The organism is Phormidesmis sp. 146-33 (assembly GCF_052939515.1).
This window is the reverse complement of record NZ_JBJPHU010000003.1, coordinates 21,940-36,554: the sequence shown is the minus strand read 5'-3', so window position 1 is coordinate 36,554 and position 14,615 is coordinate 21,940. Positions and strand designations below refer to the sequence as shown.

The window sequence follows — 14,615 nt, the reverse complement described above, 5'->3', positions numbered from 1 at the left end:
AATCTTCAAATCCTCTTAACTAATCAATGCGTGAATCCGTTTGTGAATCGCTGCGATCAGAATCGCCTTTAACGACCAGTTTGCCGATGCCCCAGGCTAGTCCAAAGGTTGCCAATGTGCCGACCAAACCCGCGATCGGTGTGGCCACCTGTTCCGGAACGCCTCTCAGCGCATATTCATCAAACACTTTGTAAAACGGCAGCTTTTCGGCAGGCTTTTCGGCGGCCTCTTTATCACCAAATTTCAAATCTTCAGATACCCGGTCTAGCCCGTCTGGATCTTGACTGGCGAATGGAGACAAAAAGACGGCAATTAGTAAGGCGATTCCTAAACCCGCGAAGATCATGGCTCGGTTGCGCGTTCTGGTTGCGTTCGTGTTCATAGTTTGTTCGAGTTGGGGGGTGAAGAATTCTTGGATTAGCGAGTCGAGAGCGATCGTGGAATTGACGACGTTGCTCTATGAGGTGGACGGTAAAACAAATCAGGTCGAGTCCGCCACACAAAGCTTACCGTTGCCACCGTAATCAGAGCTTCACCGATGCCGATCAGGATGTGCCAGCCGATCATCGCCACCATCGCCACCTGAAGCGGAACAGTGCCAGAAATCGCCAGTTGAAGCGCCGTTGAGACCGAGGCCACTACCACACTGACCCAGGACGCGATCGCCGACCCTGCCACCATGCCTGCGAGTTTGTCCTGCCCGATCGCCCGTCGAATTCCTCGAAACAAGTAATATCCTAAAAACGTGCCAATCAGTCCCATGTTGAAAATGTTGGCTCCCATCACCGTAATGCCGCCGTCTTGAAAGATGAAGCCCTGCACCATAAAGACACAAGCCATCACCAGCGAACCTGCCCACGGCCCCAACAAAGCGCCTGCCAAAGTCCCCCCCAGCAAGTGTCCCGAAGTTCCTCCTGGAATCGGAAAATTAATCATCTGTGCAGCAAAAATAAAGGCCGCACAAACTCCCATCAGCGGAACCGTTCGTTCCTGGTACTCCGCCTGAGCTTTTTGGAGCGAGACCACAATCAGAGCGATCGCCACCACCCAGGTCACCCCCATCACGGGCAAATTCAGGAACCCATCCGGGATATGCAGCGCCAATTGAGGAGCCGCCCAATGGAGCAGGGAACCAGATAAAACAGACGGTAGATCAGCCATAGTCATTTTGTAATGAGTAAAAACGTCTTCGAGTTTCAGTAAACTTGCGTACTCTAGAGAATTCAATCCTCTCCGGGGGCATTGAGCGGTAAACTTAAGCAGGAATTCAGGATTGTTACAAAGAGAGGAATCCTATCAAACAGGCTGAATTTTCTAGAAAGTTTTTCCTAGACTAAGTGCCGTCTTTTAAGTTAAAGTAAGCAATTGTGAGTTTTTTGAAGTCCTATGAAAGCGCAAGAACTAATCCGCTCGATCGAAGCGGAGCAGCTAAAGTCAGATCTTCCCGTCGTTCATATCGGTGACACGGTTCGCGTGGGCGTGAAAATTAGAGAGGGCGACAAAGAGCGTACCCAGCCCTACGAAGGAGTCGTGATTGCCAAGGGCAGTGCTGGCATTAGCCAAAACATCACCGTCCGCCGCGTCTTTCAAGGAGTTGGGGTTGAGCGGGTTTTTCTGATCCACTCTCCTCGAATTGAGAGCATCAAAGTGCTGCGTCGCGGTAAAGTCCGTCGCGCCAAACTCTACTTCTTGCGTGAGCGCACTGGTAAGGCAACTCGTCTCAAACAACGCTTCGATCGCCCTTTGTAAGCGGCTGGCGGTTAGCCCTTGATAAACTCACTTTCTGCTAATCGCTAAAAGCTACAGCGAACTGTCCATTAGCTGTTAGACTAGATAAGGCAATAAGTCAGGGTCGTTCGGCTCGTGCGCTCTTAGTTCAGTTGGTAGAACGCAGGTCTCCAAAACCTGATGTCGGGGGTTCAAGTCCTCCAGGGCGCGCTGGATTGCTCTGAGCTAGACAAATTGGTTAAGCAGTTGATGGACATTTTTGATGTCGGCCATGAAATGTTGAAATAACCCTTGCTTCCGAATCTGTGCGGGGTTGGATCAGCCAGGTTCTGTTGTTGAGTGACAGACTTTAAACTTCAAGAATTTACAGATTCGTTAGACTGTAGATTCAGACACACTCGTTATTAGACAGACGGGAGCGCTTGAGAACTGTGGCAAAAAAAGACGAAGCAACCCTGCCGGAGACAAAAGAAGCCGGATTTAACCCAAATTCCTTTGTTCAAGAAACGAAAGAGGAACTGGACAAAGTAGTCTGGCCCAGTCGTCAACAGCTAATTAGTGAGTCAGTGGCTGTTATTTTAATGGTGACGCTCTCGGCAACTCTCATCTACCTGGTCGATCAGTTCTTTCAGTGGGCACAGATAAAGGTGTTCGGATGACTTTTACTTCAGACGAATCGCAAGAATTAGCACAACGCAACCCAGCCGAGGACTCAGAAGAAAATCTGGCGCTGGAAAAAGCTCGTTGGTATGCGGTGCAGGTTGCCTCTGGGTGTGAAAAGCGCGTCAAAGCGAACCTGGAGCAGCGCATTCAGACGCTAGATGTCACCAACAGAATTTTGGACGTACAGATCCCTGAAACACCCATCCTCAGACCTCAAAAAGACGGCAAACCTAAAGAAGGCTCAGAAAAAGTCTTTCCGGGCTATGTCTTGGTGAGAATGCTAATGGATGACGAAGTGTGGCAGGTAATCAAAAACACGCCCAACGTGATCAACTTTGTGGGAGCAGAGCAAAAGCGCCGTTATGGACGGGGGCGCGGTCACGTTAAACCAATGCCCCTGGGTCACTCAGAAGTTGAACGCATCTTCAAGCAGTCCCAGGAGCAGGAGCCAGTCAGAAAAATTGACATGGCAGCAGGTGACAAGATTGTCGTTCTCTCAGGGCCGTTTAAGGACTTTGAAGGCGAAGTGATCGAAGTCAGCGCCGAGCGCAACAAACTCAAGGCTCTGCTTTCAATCTTTGGGCGGGAAACCCCTGTGGAATTGGAAGTGAACCAGGTTCAGAAAGTTTAATTCGGAGTCGAAGAGATTACGATCGATGGCAAAAAAAATCACGGCGGTCATTAAGTTGGCAATCAACGCCGGAAAAGCAAACCCAGCCCCTCCGATTGGCCCTGCACTGGGTCAACATGGGGTAAACATCATGATGTTCTGCAAGGAATACAACGCAAGAACTGCTGACCAAGCAGGGATGGTGGTTCCGGTAGAAATCTCAGTTTACGAAGACCGCAGTTTTACCTTCATTCTCAAAACACCTCCTGCCTCCAAGCTAATTGCCAAAGCGGCTGGAATTGAGACAGGTTCGGGTGAGCCAAATCGTAAAAAAGTAGGGTCGATCTCCCGCACCCAGTTAGAAGACATTGCCAAAACCAAAATGCCTGATCTGAACGCCAATGACATTGATGCGGCGATGAAAATCATCGAAGGCACCGCTAAAAACATGGGCATCACAATCAGCGAATAAGCAACGCAAACATTACGGGGGAGAGAAGATTCTCGCCAATACCCCAGGAGAGTGACATGACTAGAAAAGTATCGCGACGACTACAAGAGTTACAAAAGAAGGTCGAGGAGCGGCCTTACGAGCCACTTGAGGCGCTCAACCTTCTCAAAGAGACTGCAACCGCAAAGTTCCCCGAATCGGCGGAAGCGCACCTGCGTCTCGGCATCGATCCCAAGTACACCGACCAGCAGTTAAGAACGACGGTTTCCTTACCCAAAGGGACGGGGCAAACGGTCAGAGTGGCGGTGATTGCACGTGGCGAAAAGGTCAACGAAGCCACTGTTGCGGGTGCTGACTTGGCGGGTTCTGAGGAGCTGATCGAAGACATCCAAAAAGGGATGATGGACTTTGATTTGCTGATTGCCACGCCGGACATGATGCCGCAGGTCGCAAAATTGGGACGACTGTTGGGGCCACGCGGGTTGATGCCTTCTCCCAAAGGGGGAACGGTGACGTTTGATTTGGGGCCAGCGATCGCCGAATTCAAAGCAGGGAAGCTAGAGTTTCGAGCAGACAAGACAGGAATCGTTCACGTTTTGTTTGGAAAAGCGACTTTCTCGGCTGAGGATCTGTTGGCGAATCTGAAGGCGCTTCAAGAAACGGTCGATCGCAACCGGCCTTCTGGCGCAAAGGGTCGCTATTGGCGCAGTGTTTACGTCTCTTCTACGATGGGGCCGTCGATCGAAGTTGACATTAGTGCCCTGCGTGACCTTAAGATAGGAGACGCTGCTTAATCGAGTTCTGAGCAACTTTGAATTAGCACAGACCTGTATCTTGTTTCAGGAGAAGCACATCCAAAATTTTGTCTGAACTAAATAGCCAAGCCGGAGACAGCAGGGGCTTTATGCTTAATGTCCTGCCTAGGTTTGATTTTTGACTCTCACGATGTCCTTCAGCACCTGAGTCAGATGTCATGTCACCCCGGCCAATCGCTGGGGTTTCTTTTTGGCTTGGCTTTTAGAGACAACCATCAGATACCAATCTCAACTTAAGGAGGTGATTACGAATGGGTAGAACGCCAGAAAATAAGCGACAGATCGTTGCCGAACTCAAAGAAACGCTGAATGACTCTCAACTGATGTTTATCATCAACTACAGTGGCTTGACCGTTTCCGAAATTGGCGATTTGCGAAACCGTCTGCGTCCCAAGGGCGCGGTGTGTAAGGTGACCAAAAACACCTTTATGGGAATCGCGACTCAAGACGATGAGCGGTGGCAATCAGTCGGCGAAATTCTCAAAGGCGACTCTGCTTTTGTGATGGTCAAAGATGACCTGGGTGGCGCAATCAAGGCTTACCAGGAATTCCAGAAAGCCAGCAAGAAGACCGAAATTCGCGGCGGCGTGATGGATGGTCGAGTGCTGAATGAGGCGGATTTGAAAGCGATCGCTGACCTCCCCTCCAAGGAGCAACTCATCGCTCAAATTGCAGGCGCAATCAACGGTGTGGCAACTCAACTAGCCGTGGGTATCAATGCAGTACCTTCTGGTTTGGCGCGTGCGATTCAGCAGATTGCAGACAAAGACAATGCAGCGGAAGAAGACGTAGCTGCTTAGAAAGGATGAGCGAGAACTTCGATGATCTGTTCCCCCTTGGGGGGTAATCCGCTTCGCGAAGAGGGATGAATTGATTGGTCAATTTTGAACTCGAAACTCAAAGCTCGACACCCCAAAACTTTTTTCACTTAGGAGATCAACTATGTCTGCTGTTACCGACGAAATCGTTGAGAAATTGAAGGGTCTGACCCTGCTTGAAGCCTCTGAACTGGTTAAGCAAATCGAGGAAGCGTTTGGCGTGAGTGCTGCGGCTCCGGCTGGCGGCATGATGATGATGGCTCCTGGCGCGGCTGCGGCTCCCGCTGAAGAAGTCGAAGAAAAGACCGAGTTTGATGTTGTGTTGGAAGAAGTCCCTGCTGATAAGAAGATCGCAATTCTCAAGGTCGTGCGGACAATCACGGGTCTGGGTCTGAAGGAAGCAAAAGACTTGGTAGAGGCTGCTCCTAAAGCAGTTAAAGAAGGGGCTGCCAAGGGAGAAGCTGAAGATATCAAGAAGCAACTCGAAGAAGCAGGCGGCAAGGTTTCTATCAAGTAGCCGTTTCTTTGTGTCTCAACTTAGCGTTAATTTGATTCAGTTTTTTCAACTCAACTTGTTTTGGTTTTTGATGCTCAGTTTTGAGGAGCTTCAATCCAAAGTTTTTGGAGAGTTGAGGCGTGTTTCTACTGAAGTCAGTAAAGCTAAGAAACTCATCAATTTGCGTCTAAGTTATCTTTTCTGATGATGTTAGGGGTCTCTTAGGAGGCTCCTTTTTTGCATCGTCTGACTTTTTCACCCGATGCAGAACTTTTCACTCATAAAATCGTCCTAAAGTGGAAACCTTTGCAAAGTTACCGTAATGAAAGTTCAGAGGTTATGGAATTATTTTTGGGTAGTCTCCATTAGCACAGCCACCTTGTCGAGTTCTGCGCTGGCAGCGGAGCAAGTGATTTTGAAGTATGGCGTTTTGCGGGAGTCGATTTCGGTCAGCGAACTCACCGCCTTTGCTGATAAAGGTGATGTTTCTCCCGCCCTTCAAGCCCATTTGCGACTTTCAAAACAAGATCCCGTCGTGGTGCGCCGATCGCTCACCCAAACTGTCACCCTTAATCCCACACTTCTAGATCGCATCCTTAACAGTCCGATCGGCAATAGGCTACTCGATCCGCTGAGTCAAGCCATTCGCACACCCAAAGGAGGAGCCGATCGTCAGGCATTGCGGTCTGCCCTGATTCTCTCTGCAACTGGAGACAGCAAGCTTTCTATTCTAGAAGTCCTGCAAAAGTACCCGACTCAAGAAGTTATGCTGGATGGCGATCGACTCGTTGATGCCTACAAACGGTTGAGCGAACTCGCCGATCGCCTGCAAAATCCCCTGAGCAGCTTTTTTTAGGTTATGGAATTTGAATCTTCAGTACGCCAGAGTTAGTACGCCAGAGTTTCTAACGTTTCGCGTAAATAATTGTGAACCAGCGTGTCTAAGCTAAGATCCTGAATCTGCTTGTCTGTGTCACGTTCAATTCGCCAACTCTTGAAGCCAGAACTGTCTGCGATCGCTCGCTTTAGACTATCCCAAACTTGAAGTTCGGCCATTAGCGGACGCACTTGGGCATCACTTTCGGACGGCGAAGAAGCAGAAGGATTTACCATAGTTCACCTGACAGTTAAGGAGTCGCGACTTGAACAATACTAAGCTTTTACGAAGCGCAATTTCAGGCATCCATTGGTTGCCCGGTTTCTATCTCTAGAATAACTTAAGATATTTTTGCATCTGTGATGTGGACAACACTTTACAGCCACCAAGACGCTAAATTTGGCTATGTTTGGATAAATTGCACTCTGTACACTTCGGCTAGTCAGTATTGGCTTCAGTATCAGTTGGCTCCGTTAACGGGGAAGGCTGAGGCACGGGAATATCCGTAGAGGGCTGTGTCAAGCTGTCTGCAATCAGAGGCGGCACGATTTGATTGACTCGCAGCCCAAAGATCGAAAAACTTTGTGGAATATGGGCCAGCGCAAAGGGGGCAGTCGCGTCAAATTGAGCATCGCTGGTCAGCAAGACTTGTGCCACACTCAAAGGCACCTGCAAAAACAAATTACTCGCTAGAAATCCGATCGCCGCGACTAACAACCCCAAGCCCCGCCATGCTAAAAATGGCGATAAGTCAGCCGTGATCGGCGCGACAAAATAAATCTGACGCAACAATATAACTAGCAGCAGCGCTCCCAATCCAATCCAAATGGGGTTCGCACGCGCCTTAAAGAGGGTAAGCAAGCGACGCTGATCTTCTGTAAGCTTTTCTGGCTTGATAGCGACGGGCACCAAACTAAAGATGTAAAAAGGTTTTTTCCACTGCATCCAAGCGATCGGAGCAGTGCCAACCAGAGCAACCAGCCCCAACTCCACGCTCACAGGCAAAATCGGATCACCCGCTAACCCCAGCAAGCACAACATCAAGCAAAGTGGCACCGCAGCCAAGCCAGCCGCATGAATCCACAAATACGGATCAGACCAGAAAGCACGCATAAGTTACACTCGCGTTAATCCCACCATCATTGTAGAGGTGAGTGGGATCTGGAGCGGTGGGCGTAGAAGATGAAAAAGGCTCCCTGAGTCGAAGTGGTGACTAACAGCAGATTCAGAGAATTTTATCTCTCCCACACCCCAACTCGGTTCTTTAGTCAATCACCTGAGCGCGCTGCTGTTTGAGGCTTTGAAGCTGTTGTAGCAATGACTCGGTTTCTGCATGAAGATTGAGAAACTTTGCTTGCTGATCAGCCTGATAAATTGCTTTCATTTTTTCGAGAGAACGCAAATCTGAACAATCGCTTTGAGGCTCACAGACCGCTACACCACTGAATTGAGCGTTTGAATTTCGGGATGTCATAGTGATTAGGAATTTGTACTTACTCACACCGTCGTTTATCTTAACCTAAACTTTACACGAGATCAGATAAAGAGGCTCACTTTTGTGGACGGATCGAAAATTCTTTTAGTTTCCTAGCCCCTGGCTCGACATGCTTCGACACAAATCACCGTCAAAGAAAGCCCTCACGGTAGACTAGGATCTACACTTGTTGCATTCAAGAATTGACTCCTGTGACCCTAAGCCTGTCTACTTCCGATAAATCCCTTCGTGAGGCAATGCCCAAAGTTCAAAACTGGCGTGGCTTGATTGAGGGCTACCGTCGCTATTTGCCTGTTTCTGAGACGACTCCTATTGTGACCCTTCATGAAGGCAATACTCCTTTGATTCCGGTGCCGACGATCGCCGCGCAGATTGGCCGACAGGTACAGGTATTTGTCAAATATGATGGGCTAAATCCGACGGGGAGCTTTAAAGATCGGGGCATGACGATGGCAATCTCCAAAGCTAAGGAAGCGGGAGCCAAAGCCGTAATTTGTGCCAGTACGGGCAATACGTCAGCCGCTGCGGCTGCCTATGCAAGACGAGGTGGGATGCGGGCGTTTGTGTTAATTCCTGATGGCTATGTGGCATTGGGTAAGCTGGCTCAGGCGCTACTTTATGGGGCAGAAGTTCTGGCAATTAAGGGTAACTTCGATCGCGCCCTAGAAATCGTACGAGAGATGTCAGAATGCTACCCGGTGACGTTGGTCAATTCGGTTAACCCCCATCGTCTAGAAGGGCAAAAAACCGCAGCTTTTGAAGTGGTGGATGTGTTGGGTGACGCGCCTGACTGGTTGTGCATTCCGGTAGGTAACGCGGGCAATATTAGCGCGTATTGGATGGGGTTTTGTCAATATCATCAAGAAGGACGATCGACCAAACTACCTCAGATGATGGGCTTTCAAGCGGCAGGGGCGGCCCCGTTAGTGACAGGTCATGCTGTGAGTCAACCCGAAACCCTGGCCACTGCTATTCGCATCGGCAACCCCGCCAACTGGGGAAAAGCGATCGCCGTCCAAGACTCCAGTCAGGGCAGCTTTAATGCTGTCACGGATGAAGAGATTTTGGTCGCCTATCGAATGCTGGCAGGCGATGAAGGAATCTTTTGTGAACCCGCCAGTGCTGCGTCGGTTGCAGGTCTGCTCAAAGTTAAGGATCAAGTTCCTACAGGGGCAACGATCGTCTGTGTGCTTACAGGCAACGGCTTAAAAGATCCCGATTCTGCCATCAAATTTAGCGAAAACAACTTCAGACAAGGAGTTGAGCCAAACCTGGAGACCGTTGCGAAGGTGATGGGGTTCTGAAGAAGGGATGAGGGGTGAAACGGTTTGGTAGAGCGGTTGAGGCGCTGACTCAAAAACTTGGATTCAATCCTGGCTTTACCTTCACAGACACTCACCTCACCCAAAGACTCAAAGTTTAATACATCATTCATCCCTCATCCTCTGCTTCGTCAACATGTCCACCGTGTCTCCCAGCGCCGTCGTTAGATTTTTGCGGGTCTGAACATGATTCGCTTGCTCAATCTTCAAATCTTGGGCCAACCGATCGCGCTCACTCCAGACTTCCAATAGCTTTAGTTTGAGTTCTTCAATGGTTTGCAGGGCATCAATCGATCGCTCAATGCTGGAGGACAAAATCGGAGTATCGGCTGAGGGCTGGGGCAGGCTTTTGAGGTGATTGACTTCTGCGGTGAGGGCAGCGATCGTTTGACGGGTGAGCATGGCTTCCGTTCGACGCTGTTGGGCTTCGGTTTCGTATCGTTTGCGCCAGTTGTCTGCACTCGCGTTGGCAGCGTTTTGTGCGTCCTGGGCTTCTTGCAACCGTTGCTTAAGCTCTTTGATTTCGTTGAGCCATTGAACCACCTGATCAGACATGCTCGATCCCTCTCAACCCGCTTAAATTCCACTGCTTAATCTCCAAAGATACACCCAGAATGAAGGATGCGGGGATGAGAGAAAGGACAAATTTGTTAGGTTCTCGATTCTTACTTCCAGCCTTTGCGCGCTTGCTCCAACACGTAAGCAGAAACGTCTTCAACCTGAGACTTCGTTAACTTTGTTTTGTAGGCAGGCATGTTGTTTTTGCCGTTGAGGACGAGTTGACCGATCGCCGCTACGGTTGCATAGCCATTTTGCTGGAGTGCCTTCAGTTTCAGGGTTTTGTTGCGTCGCACGATGTTGCCTCCGTTAGCGTGACAGCCTGCACAGTTGGCTGCAAAAACCTGTGACCCGTTCTTAAGGTTGGCGGCCAGCGTCGGCGGAGTCAGCAACACAATTCCTAAAATGAACCCAACCAGACCGATCGTTAGAAATCGCTTCAGCATTTTATTTACCCATTTGTATTCCTGATCCTGACATATCTTCGCCAACACTCATTCTTTTGAGACAATAACAAAAGAGAATGGCAGAATATCAAAGTGTTGTCAGAAGAGGAGTTTGCTCTGTGCTAGTGCAACTTGGAGTGGGGGCGATTTGTTTTGCGATCGCGTTTGTCTTGGCCAGTCTGGTGGAGTATTGGATGCATCGCCTGATGCATGTTTCGCCCAAAATTGGAGAGCGGCATCGAGATCACCATCGGCGCAATGAGGGTCAGGGCGTTTTGTGGGAGTTTCGCGACTATGTAAAAAGCACGGTAATTATTCTCTGTCTAATGTTTTTTCACTCATTTGCAGCAGGAATGGGCTGGTTTCTTGGCGGCATGATCTACGCAGCGTTTTCCTCTTATGCTCATCAACTCCAGCACGAAAATCCATCAAAGTGCTTTTGGATGAAGATGCCCGTCCACTATGTCCATCACAAGTATGGAATGTGGCACCACAATTTTGGGCTTGCAGTCGATTGGTGGGATCACATCTTTGGGACGTACAAGCTGGTTGAGTGGGTCGATGAAACTGAATTGAGTCAACCCGATCGCTCTTATCTACAGTTGCGCTGGTGGTAAAAGAACTGTGGATTTGATGAAATCTCTGAGTGCAAGCTTACGCCGACGAGCTTTACCTTCTAGAAATCGGCGGCGCATCTAATCGGGGTTTTGACGTTGGGTTGCTGACTGACAAAACTTTCTGTCTGGTGATTGGTTCCGCAAGTTCTTTCGGAAACGCGATTGCAGCGACCAGAATAAAATTTGCTGTGTATAAAAGCTCCCTAAATTCGATTCGCCAGCGTTAACAATCGTAGAGTTTCAGGACTTTTGTCAGTCAACCAGCGTTGAGTTAACTAGATTTTTCATCACAAAGACAACAGGTAAAAGAATCTCGGAGGTGCAGGTCGATCGCATTAGTAAGGGATGGCGTTACCCAGTTTGCAATCGATCACCCAAGTTAATTACCTAAATGCTTCAAGAAATTTAAAAAACAAAAGCCCAGTAGCGCGACACCACTGAGCTTGGTAGCTGTGAAAGTTGATACTCTCTAATGAAATGACTTATGTGAGAATCATCTCAAAGTGTTTCATGAAGTTCATCTGTGTTTTTACTGGAATAAGTTGCGTTTTACGCAAGGTCGTGAGGGATCGCTCCAGAACAACCCGTAAACTTACGGTTGATATCTAATCAGGAAGATTTTCGACACAAAGGGAAGAAACTTGCCCTGCGTTACCAGCAAGAATCAGATTAAAAAAGGGACGATCGCTCCACTTATGAAGCAAACCACCCCTTACAGATCCCTGATTTTTTAAAAGGTCAGGATCTCAACTGTTCTAGCTAGTGACGACGAATCGGCGTGCCACAGGGATAAGTTGCCACAGGTTCACGCATTGAGGAAGCTACGGAAATCGGCTCTGTGACAGGGTGATCAGGTTGCAGCTTCGCAGCTTCGTAGTCTGCCTTGAGTTTTGCCAAGATCTCATCGCGGCGATCGTACAGTCGCTTGAGCGGACGAGGCGCACATTGATTGGTCACATAGGCGGTGAGAATGGGCAACGCGATCGTACTGTCGGTATAGCAAACGATCGTATTAGGCAACTCATCGGGGTCAACTTTGCCCCAGCTTACGGCTTCGTTGGGCGTTGCGCCAGACAATCCACCCGTATCAGGACGAGCATCCGTCACCTGAATAAAGTAGTCGTGTCCCCGCTCTTCCAATCCCAACACTTCATGTAACTGAGGTTGAGTTTGCAGCAGGAAATTTTTGGGACTGCCGCCACCAATGATTAGAGCCGCACTCTTGCCTTCGACATCAGGGATGCCGGATTCACGCGCTGAGTAAGCGATCGCCGCTGTTTCATTGACATCCAGCATTGGGTCGATCATCAGTCTGGAACCTTCGAGGGCCATCGCTGCAATGTTCATGCCGATCGAGCTATCACCCGGTGAAGACGTGTAAATCGGAACGCCACACTCATAAGCCGTCGCCAGCAGAGAGGAATGCTTGACCCCTAACTGCCGCTCGACCTCATAGACATACTTGCCTAGCAGATGGTGAAATTCTGCTGTTCCCATGCGTTTTTGAAACGGTTCGGCTTTCAGAATCTGGCGGATAAACGCATCGGTTCCCAACAGCACGTCGTAGTCAAAAATGATGTCATAAATGCGAATTCGACCTTCTTGACGCAGCTTCACATCATCGACAAAGGGATTGCTGGCATAGAGATCCAGTCCCAAACCATAGTGCATATCGTGGTAAAGATTGGCTCCGGTACTGATGATCCAATCGACGAATCCGTTTCGCATCAAGGGTGCAATCACAGAAGTCCCCAATCCGGCTGGGGTCATCGCTCCTGAGAGGCTAAGGCCGACCGTTACGCCTTCTTGCATGACTTCGCGCGTCAGCAGATGACAAATTTCTCGTAGGCGAGCCGAATTGTATGCCGTAAAGTAGCCGTCAATCAGATCTACTACGCTGATTTCGGCAGGCATGGGGGAGGGCGCAATTTTGTGACTGAGAAGTTTGGACATTTTTCTACTCCAGAAAGAATCAAACGCATAAAGAAAGGGCTAGACAGTGAATAACAGTCCACGTTAAATCGCCAGGCTACTGGGATATGCGCTTTTTTCTTAAAACTCAGCGCAAATCAAAGCAACCGCGATCAACGCAGCAATGCCTCTTGTGGTCAAATGCGGCTTAGTTCTTACAGCCCCAGAACTCGCTAACCACTTCGGCAATAAGTTTTGAAAATTCTCCTAAAAGAGAACTTGACCGATCCAGTTCGCGAAGGCGTTGAAAGCGATAGGACTTTACAACAAACGCAGTGCGAACCTTAAGTTACAGATCGGTCAGTTCATACTGGGCGCTTCACAGCGATCAACCAGCGAGAGAGCTGGATCACACTGCCGCTTGCGCTTTAACTTCATGTCCAGATACCAGAGAGGTCTCCAGGGGTATCCAGTAAACGAGAAAAGTTTCAATGCTTTTTACGCAACCTTGTGTAAACACAGACGATTTTATCCTATCACTCCTTCCCAGAATGTCACTCATCTGAAATACTGAGATTTTCTCAAGGGCGACCCAAGAGCGGACTGTCTCCTGATAGGCTAGGAGCAATACTTAGAATGTTTCTAGAAAGCGTCTCGTCCATGATTGACTCTCAGCCCGACATCAATTCTCCGATCGCGGATTCCGAAAAGCACCGCCAAAAAATGCAGCGACGCAAAGAAGTGCAGGATCAGCGACTGTCTAATATGGCTGCCGAAAAAGGGTTAGTCATTGTCAATACAGGCAACGGCAAAGGCAAAACCACGGCGGCTTTAGGAATGGTGCTGCGATCGCTCGGTCACGGTTACAAGGTGGCAATCGTTCAGTTTATTAAAGGAGCCTGGGAGCCTGCCGAAAAAGCGGCCTTTGCCCATTGGGGCGACCAGCTTCAGTTTCACGCCCTGGGAGAAGGGTTCACCTGGGAGACGCAGGATCGCGATCGCGATATTCTCAAAGCAACCGAAGCCTGGGAGACGGCTTTATCCTTCATCCACAACCCTGACTATCGGCTGGTACTGCTTGACGAAATTAACATCGCGCTCAAGTTGGGCTATCTAGGCGTAGAAACGGTGCTCTCAGGATTGGCAGAAAAGCCAGAAGCGTCTCACGTCATTCTGACGGGTCGAGGTGCCCCTGCGGCCCTGATCGATCGCGCCGACCTAGTTACAGAAATGACATTAATCAAACATCCATTTCGAGAACAAGGCATCAAGGCCCAGCCTGGAATCGAATTTTAACTGCTGTTCTGTTTATAGAGTTTATAGAACTGAGGCTTGTCAGAGGTCTGAATTGCTACATTGAGCCGCATGGATTTGATATTTAGAGGCAACCTGCGTATTTTCAAATTCACAGGACTGAGTTTGACTGTGAAATGCAGCAGGGGCGGCGAGTTTGAGGGATTTAAAGAGCGATCGCAAACTTTTCTTCTCGATGTAAGGCACAACCGTGGCTTGACCGTTCTAAAAGACGACTCTGGTGGTAATGCGGACGATACTTCGTTGAACAATGTATAAGATTTTATTCAAAACCATCACTTTTAGTTGCAGTGAATCTCACAAGGAATCGTTGCGGATTCGTGTAAAATGCTGCTTTGACTTCGCTTCTAATCTTTAAATACTGAATTTTTGGCTAATGCTTTCTAAAAAGTCATCAAATCCTCTCTAGCGAAGAGTTTGACGGCTTCATGCTGGCATTTTCTAGCATAAGCTGAAATCTTTGTTTAGTAAGGGTTCCAGCTTCCCAGACAAGC

General features: G+C 49.0%; 20 protein-coding genes, 1 tRNA gene and 1 other annotated feature. Of the genes, 12 read left to right on the top strand and 9 right to left on the bottom strand.

Annotation, left to right across the window (positions count from 1 at the left end):
- Window positions 1-19 precede the first annotated feature (19 nt).
- Window positions 20-382, bottom strand: a complete 363-nt coding sequence (locus ACJ2PR_RS02135; RefSeq protein WP_446875738.1) for a PDGLE domain-containing protein — start codon at window positions 380-382, stop codon at window positions 20-22.
- Between the two features lie 35 nt (window positions 383-417).
- Window positions 418-1,161 carry an energy-coupling factor ABC transporter permease gene (locus ACJ2PR_RS02130; protein WP_446875737.1) on the bottom strand — a complete coding sequence of 248 codons (744 nt, stop codon included), beginning with the start codon at window positions 1,159-1,161 and terminating at the stop codon, window positions 418-420.
- 225 nt (window positions 1,162-1,386) lie between these two features.
- Here ACJ2PR_RS02130 and rplS point away from each other — a divergent pair, with 225 nt between their 5' ends.
- From rplS to ACJ2PR_RS02085, 9 genes are all read left to right on the top strand, one after another.
- Window positions 1,387-1,749, top strand: a complete 363-nt coding sequence (gene rplS, locus ACJ2PR_RS02125) for a 50S ribosomal protein L19 (protein WP_446875736.1) — start codon at window positions 1,387-1,389, stop codon at window positions 1,747-1,749.
- A 116-nt stretch (window positions 1,750-1,865) separates the two neighbouring features.
- Window positions 1,866-1,938: transfer RNA gene (locus tag ACJ2PR_RS02120), tRNA-Trp, on the top strand.
- 221 nt (window positions 1,939-2,159) lie between these two features.
- Window positions 2,160-2,387: a preprotein translocase subunit SecE gene (gene secE / locus ACJ2PR_RS02115; RefSeq protein ID WP_446859080.1), complete on the top strand. Its 228-nt coding sequence runs from the start codon at window positions 2,160-2,162 to the stop codon at window positions 2,385-2,387.
- The gene (gene nusG / locus ACJ2PR_RS02110) at window positions 2,384-3,022 is read left to right on the top strand and encodes a transcription termination/antitermination protein NusG (RefSeq protein ID WP_446859079.1); all 639 of its coding nucleotides are present in this window, start codon (window positions 2,384-2,386) and stop codon (window positions 3,020-3,022) included. The genes secE and nusG overlap by 4 nt, the downstream gene beginning before the upstream one ends.
- Window positions 3,023-3,047: 25 nt before the next feature.
- Window positions 3,048-3,473 carry a 50S ribosomal protein L11 gene (gene rplK, locus ACJ2PR_RS02105; protein WP_446859078.1) on the top strand — a complete coding sequence of 142 codons (426 nt, stop codon included), beginning with the start codon at window positions 3,048-3,050 and terminating at the stop codon, window positions 3,471-3,473.
- Between the two features lie 56 nt (window positions 3,474-3,529).
- Window positions 3,530-4,246, top strand: a complete 717-nt coding sequence (gene rplA, locus ACJ2PR_RS02100; protein WP_446859077.1) for a 50S ribosomal protein L1 — start codon at window positions 3,530-3,532, stop codon at window positions 4,244-4,246.
- A 72-nt stretch (window positions 4,247-4,318) separates the two neighbouring features.
- Window positions 4,319-4,465 (top strand) — a sequence feature (ribosomal protein L10 leader region).
- A 53-nt stretch (window positions 4,466-4,518) separates the two neighbouring features.
- The gene (rplJ, locus tag ACJ2PR_RS02095; RefSeq protein ID WP_446859076.1) at window positions 4,519-5,067 is read left to right on the top strand and encodes a 50S ribosomal protein L10; all 549 of its coding nucleotides are present in this window, start codon (window positions 4,519-4,521) and stop codon (window positions 5,065-5,067) included.
- A gap of 142 nt (window positions 5,068-5,209) precedes the next feature.
- Window positions 5,210-5,602: a 50S ribosomal protein L7/L12 gene (rplL, locus tag ACJ2PR_RS02090; protein WP_446859075.1), complete on the top strand. Its 393-nt coding sequence runs from the start codon at window positions 5,210-5,212 to the stop codon at window positions 5,600-5,602.
- A gap of 301 nt (window positions 5,603-5,903) precedes the next feature.
- Window positions 5,904-6,437, top strand: a complete 534-nt coding sequence (locus ACJ2PR_RS02085; protein WP_446869951.1) for an alpha/beta hydrolase — start codon at window positions 5,904-5,906, stop codon at window positions 6,435-6,437.
- Between the two features lie 32 nt (window positions 6,438-6,469).
- Here the strand turns inward: ACJ2PR_RS02085 and ACJ2PR_RS02080 are convergent, their stop codons facing one another.
- From ACJ2PR_RS02080 to ACJ2PR_RS02070, 3 genes are all read right to left on the bottom strand, one after another.
- Entirely contained in the window at window positions 6,470-6,694 is a 225-nt protein-coding gene (locus ACJ2PR_RS02080) for a hypothetical protein (RefSeq protein ID WP_446859073.1), read from the bottom strand.
- 202 nt (window positions 6,695-6,896) lie between these two features.
- Window positions 6,897-7,571 (bottom strand): low-complexity tail membrane protein, encoded by a 675-nt coding sequence (locus ACJ2PR_RS02075; RefSeq protein ID WP_446875735.1) that lies wholly within the window; start codon window positions 7,569-7,571, stop codon window positions 6,897-6,899.
- A 151-nt stretch (window positions 7,572-7,722) separates the two neighbouring features.
- Window positions 7,723-7,932 carry a hypothetical protein gene (locus ACJ2PR_RS02070; protein ID WP_446869949.1) on the bottom strand — a complete coding sequence of 70 codons (210 nt, stop codon included), beginning with the start codon at window positions 7,930-7,932 and terminating at the stop codon, window positions 7,723-7,725.
- Window positions 7,933-8,189: 257 nt separating this feature from the next.
- On the opposite strand from ACJ2PR_RS02070, the gene thrC reads away from it, so the two are divergent.
- On the top strand, window positions 8,190-9,257 hold the full coding sequence (gene thrC, locus ACJ2PR_RS02065; RefSeq protein ID WP_446875734.1) for a threonine synthase: 1,068 nt from the start codon (window positions 8,190-8,192) through the stop codon (window positions 9,255-9,257).
- A 123-nt stretch (window positions 9,258-9,380) separates the two neighbouring features.
- Here thrC and ACJ2PR_RS02060 read toward each other — a convergent pair whose 3' ends face one another.
- Both ACJ2PR_RS02060 and petJ read right to left on the bottom strand, forming a co-directional pair.
- Window positions 9,381-9,830 carry a hypothetical protein gene (locus tag ACJ2PR_RS02060; RefSeq protein ID WP_446875733.1) on the bottom strand — a complete coding sequence of 150 codons (450 nt, stop codon included), beginning with the start codon at window positions 9,828-9,830 and terminating at the stop codon, window positions 9,381-9,383.
- Window positions 9,831-9,940: 110 nt separating this feature from the next.
- Window positions 9,941-10,279: a cytochrome c6 PetJ gene (petJ, locus tag ACJ2PR_RS02055; protein ID WP_446859068.1), complete on the bottom strand. Its 339-nt coding sequence runs from the start codon at window positions 10,277-10,279 to the stop codon at window positions 9,941-9,943.
- 119 nt (window positions 10,280-10,398) lie between these two features.
- On the opposite strand from petJ, the gene ACJ2PR_RS02050 reads away from it, so the two are divergent.
- Window positions 10,399-10,896 (top strand): sterol desaturase family protein, encoded by a 498-nt coding sequence (locus ACJ2PR_RS02050; protein WP_446875732.1) that lies wholly within the window; start codon window positions 10,399-10,401, stop codon window positions 10,894-10,896.
- A gap of 759 nt (window positions 10,897-11,655) precedes the next feature.
- On the opposite strand, the gene ACJ2PR_RS02045 is transcribed toward ACJ2PR_RS02050, so the two are convergent.
- Complete coding sequence (locus ACJ2PR_RS02045) at window positions 11,656-12,849, bottom strand: homospermidine biosynthesis protein (RefSeq protein WP_446875731.1); 1,194 nt, start codon at window positions 12,847-12,849, stop codon at window positions 11,656-11,658.
- Between the two features lie 618 nt (window positions 12,850-13,467).
- On the opposite strand from ACJ2PR_RS02045, the gene cobO reads away from it, so the two are divergent.
- Window positions 13,468-14,103, top strand: coding sequence for a cob(I)yrinic acid a,c-diamide adenosyltransferase (cobO, locus tag ACJ2PR_RS02040; protein ID WP_446875730.1), 636 nt, complete (start codon window positions 13,468-13,470; stop codon window positions 14,101-14,103).
- Window positions 14,104-14,142: 39 nt separating this feature from the next.
- On the opposite strand, the gene ACJ2PR_RS02035 is transcribed toward cobO, so the two are convergent.
- A complete protein-coding gene (locus ACJ2PR_RS02035; RefSeq protein ID WP_446875729.1) occupies window positions 14,143-14,307 on the bottom strand; it encodes a hypothetical protein in 165 nt (54 codons plus the stop codon).
- Window positions 14,308-14,615: the final 308 nt, after the last annotated feature.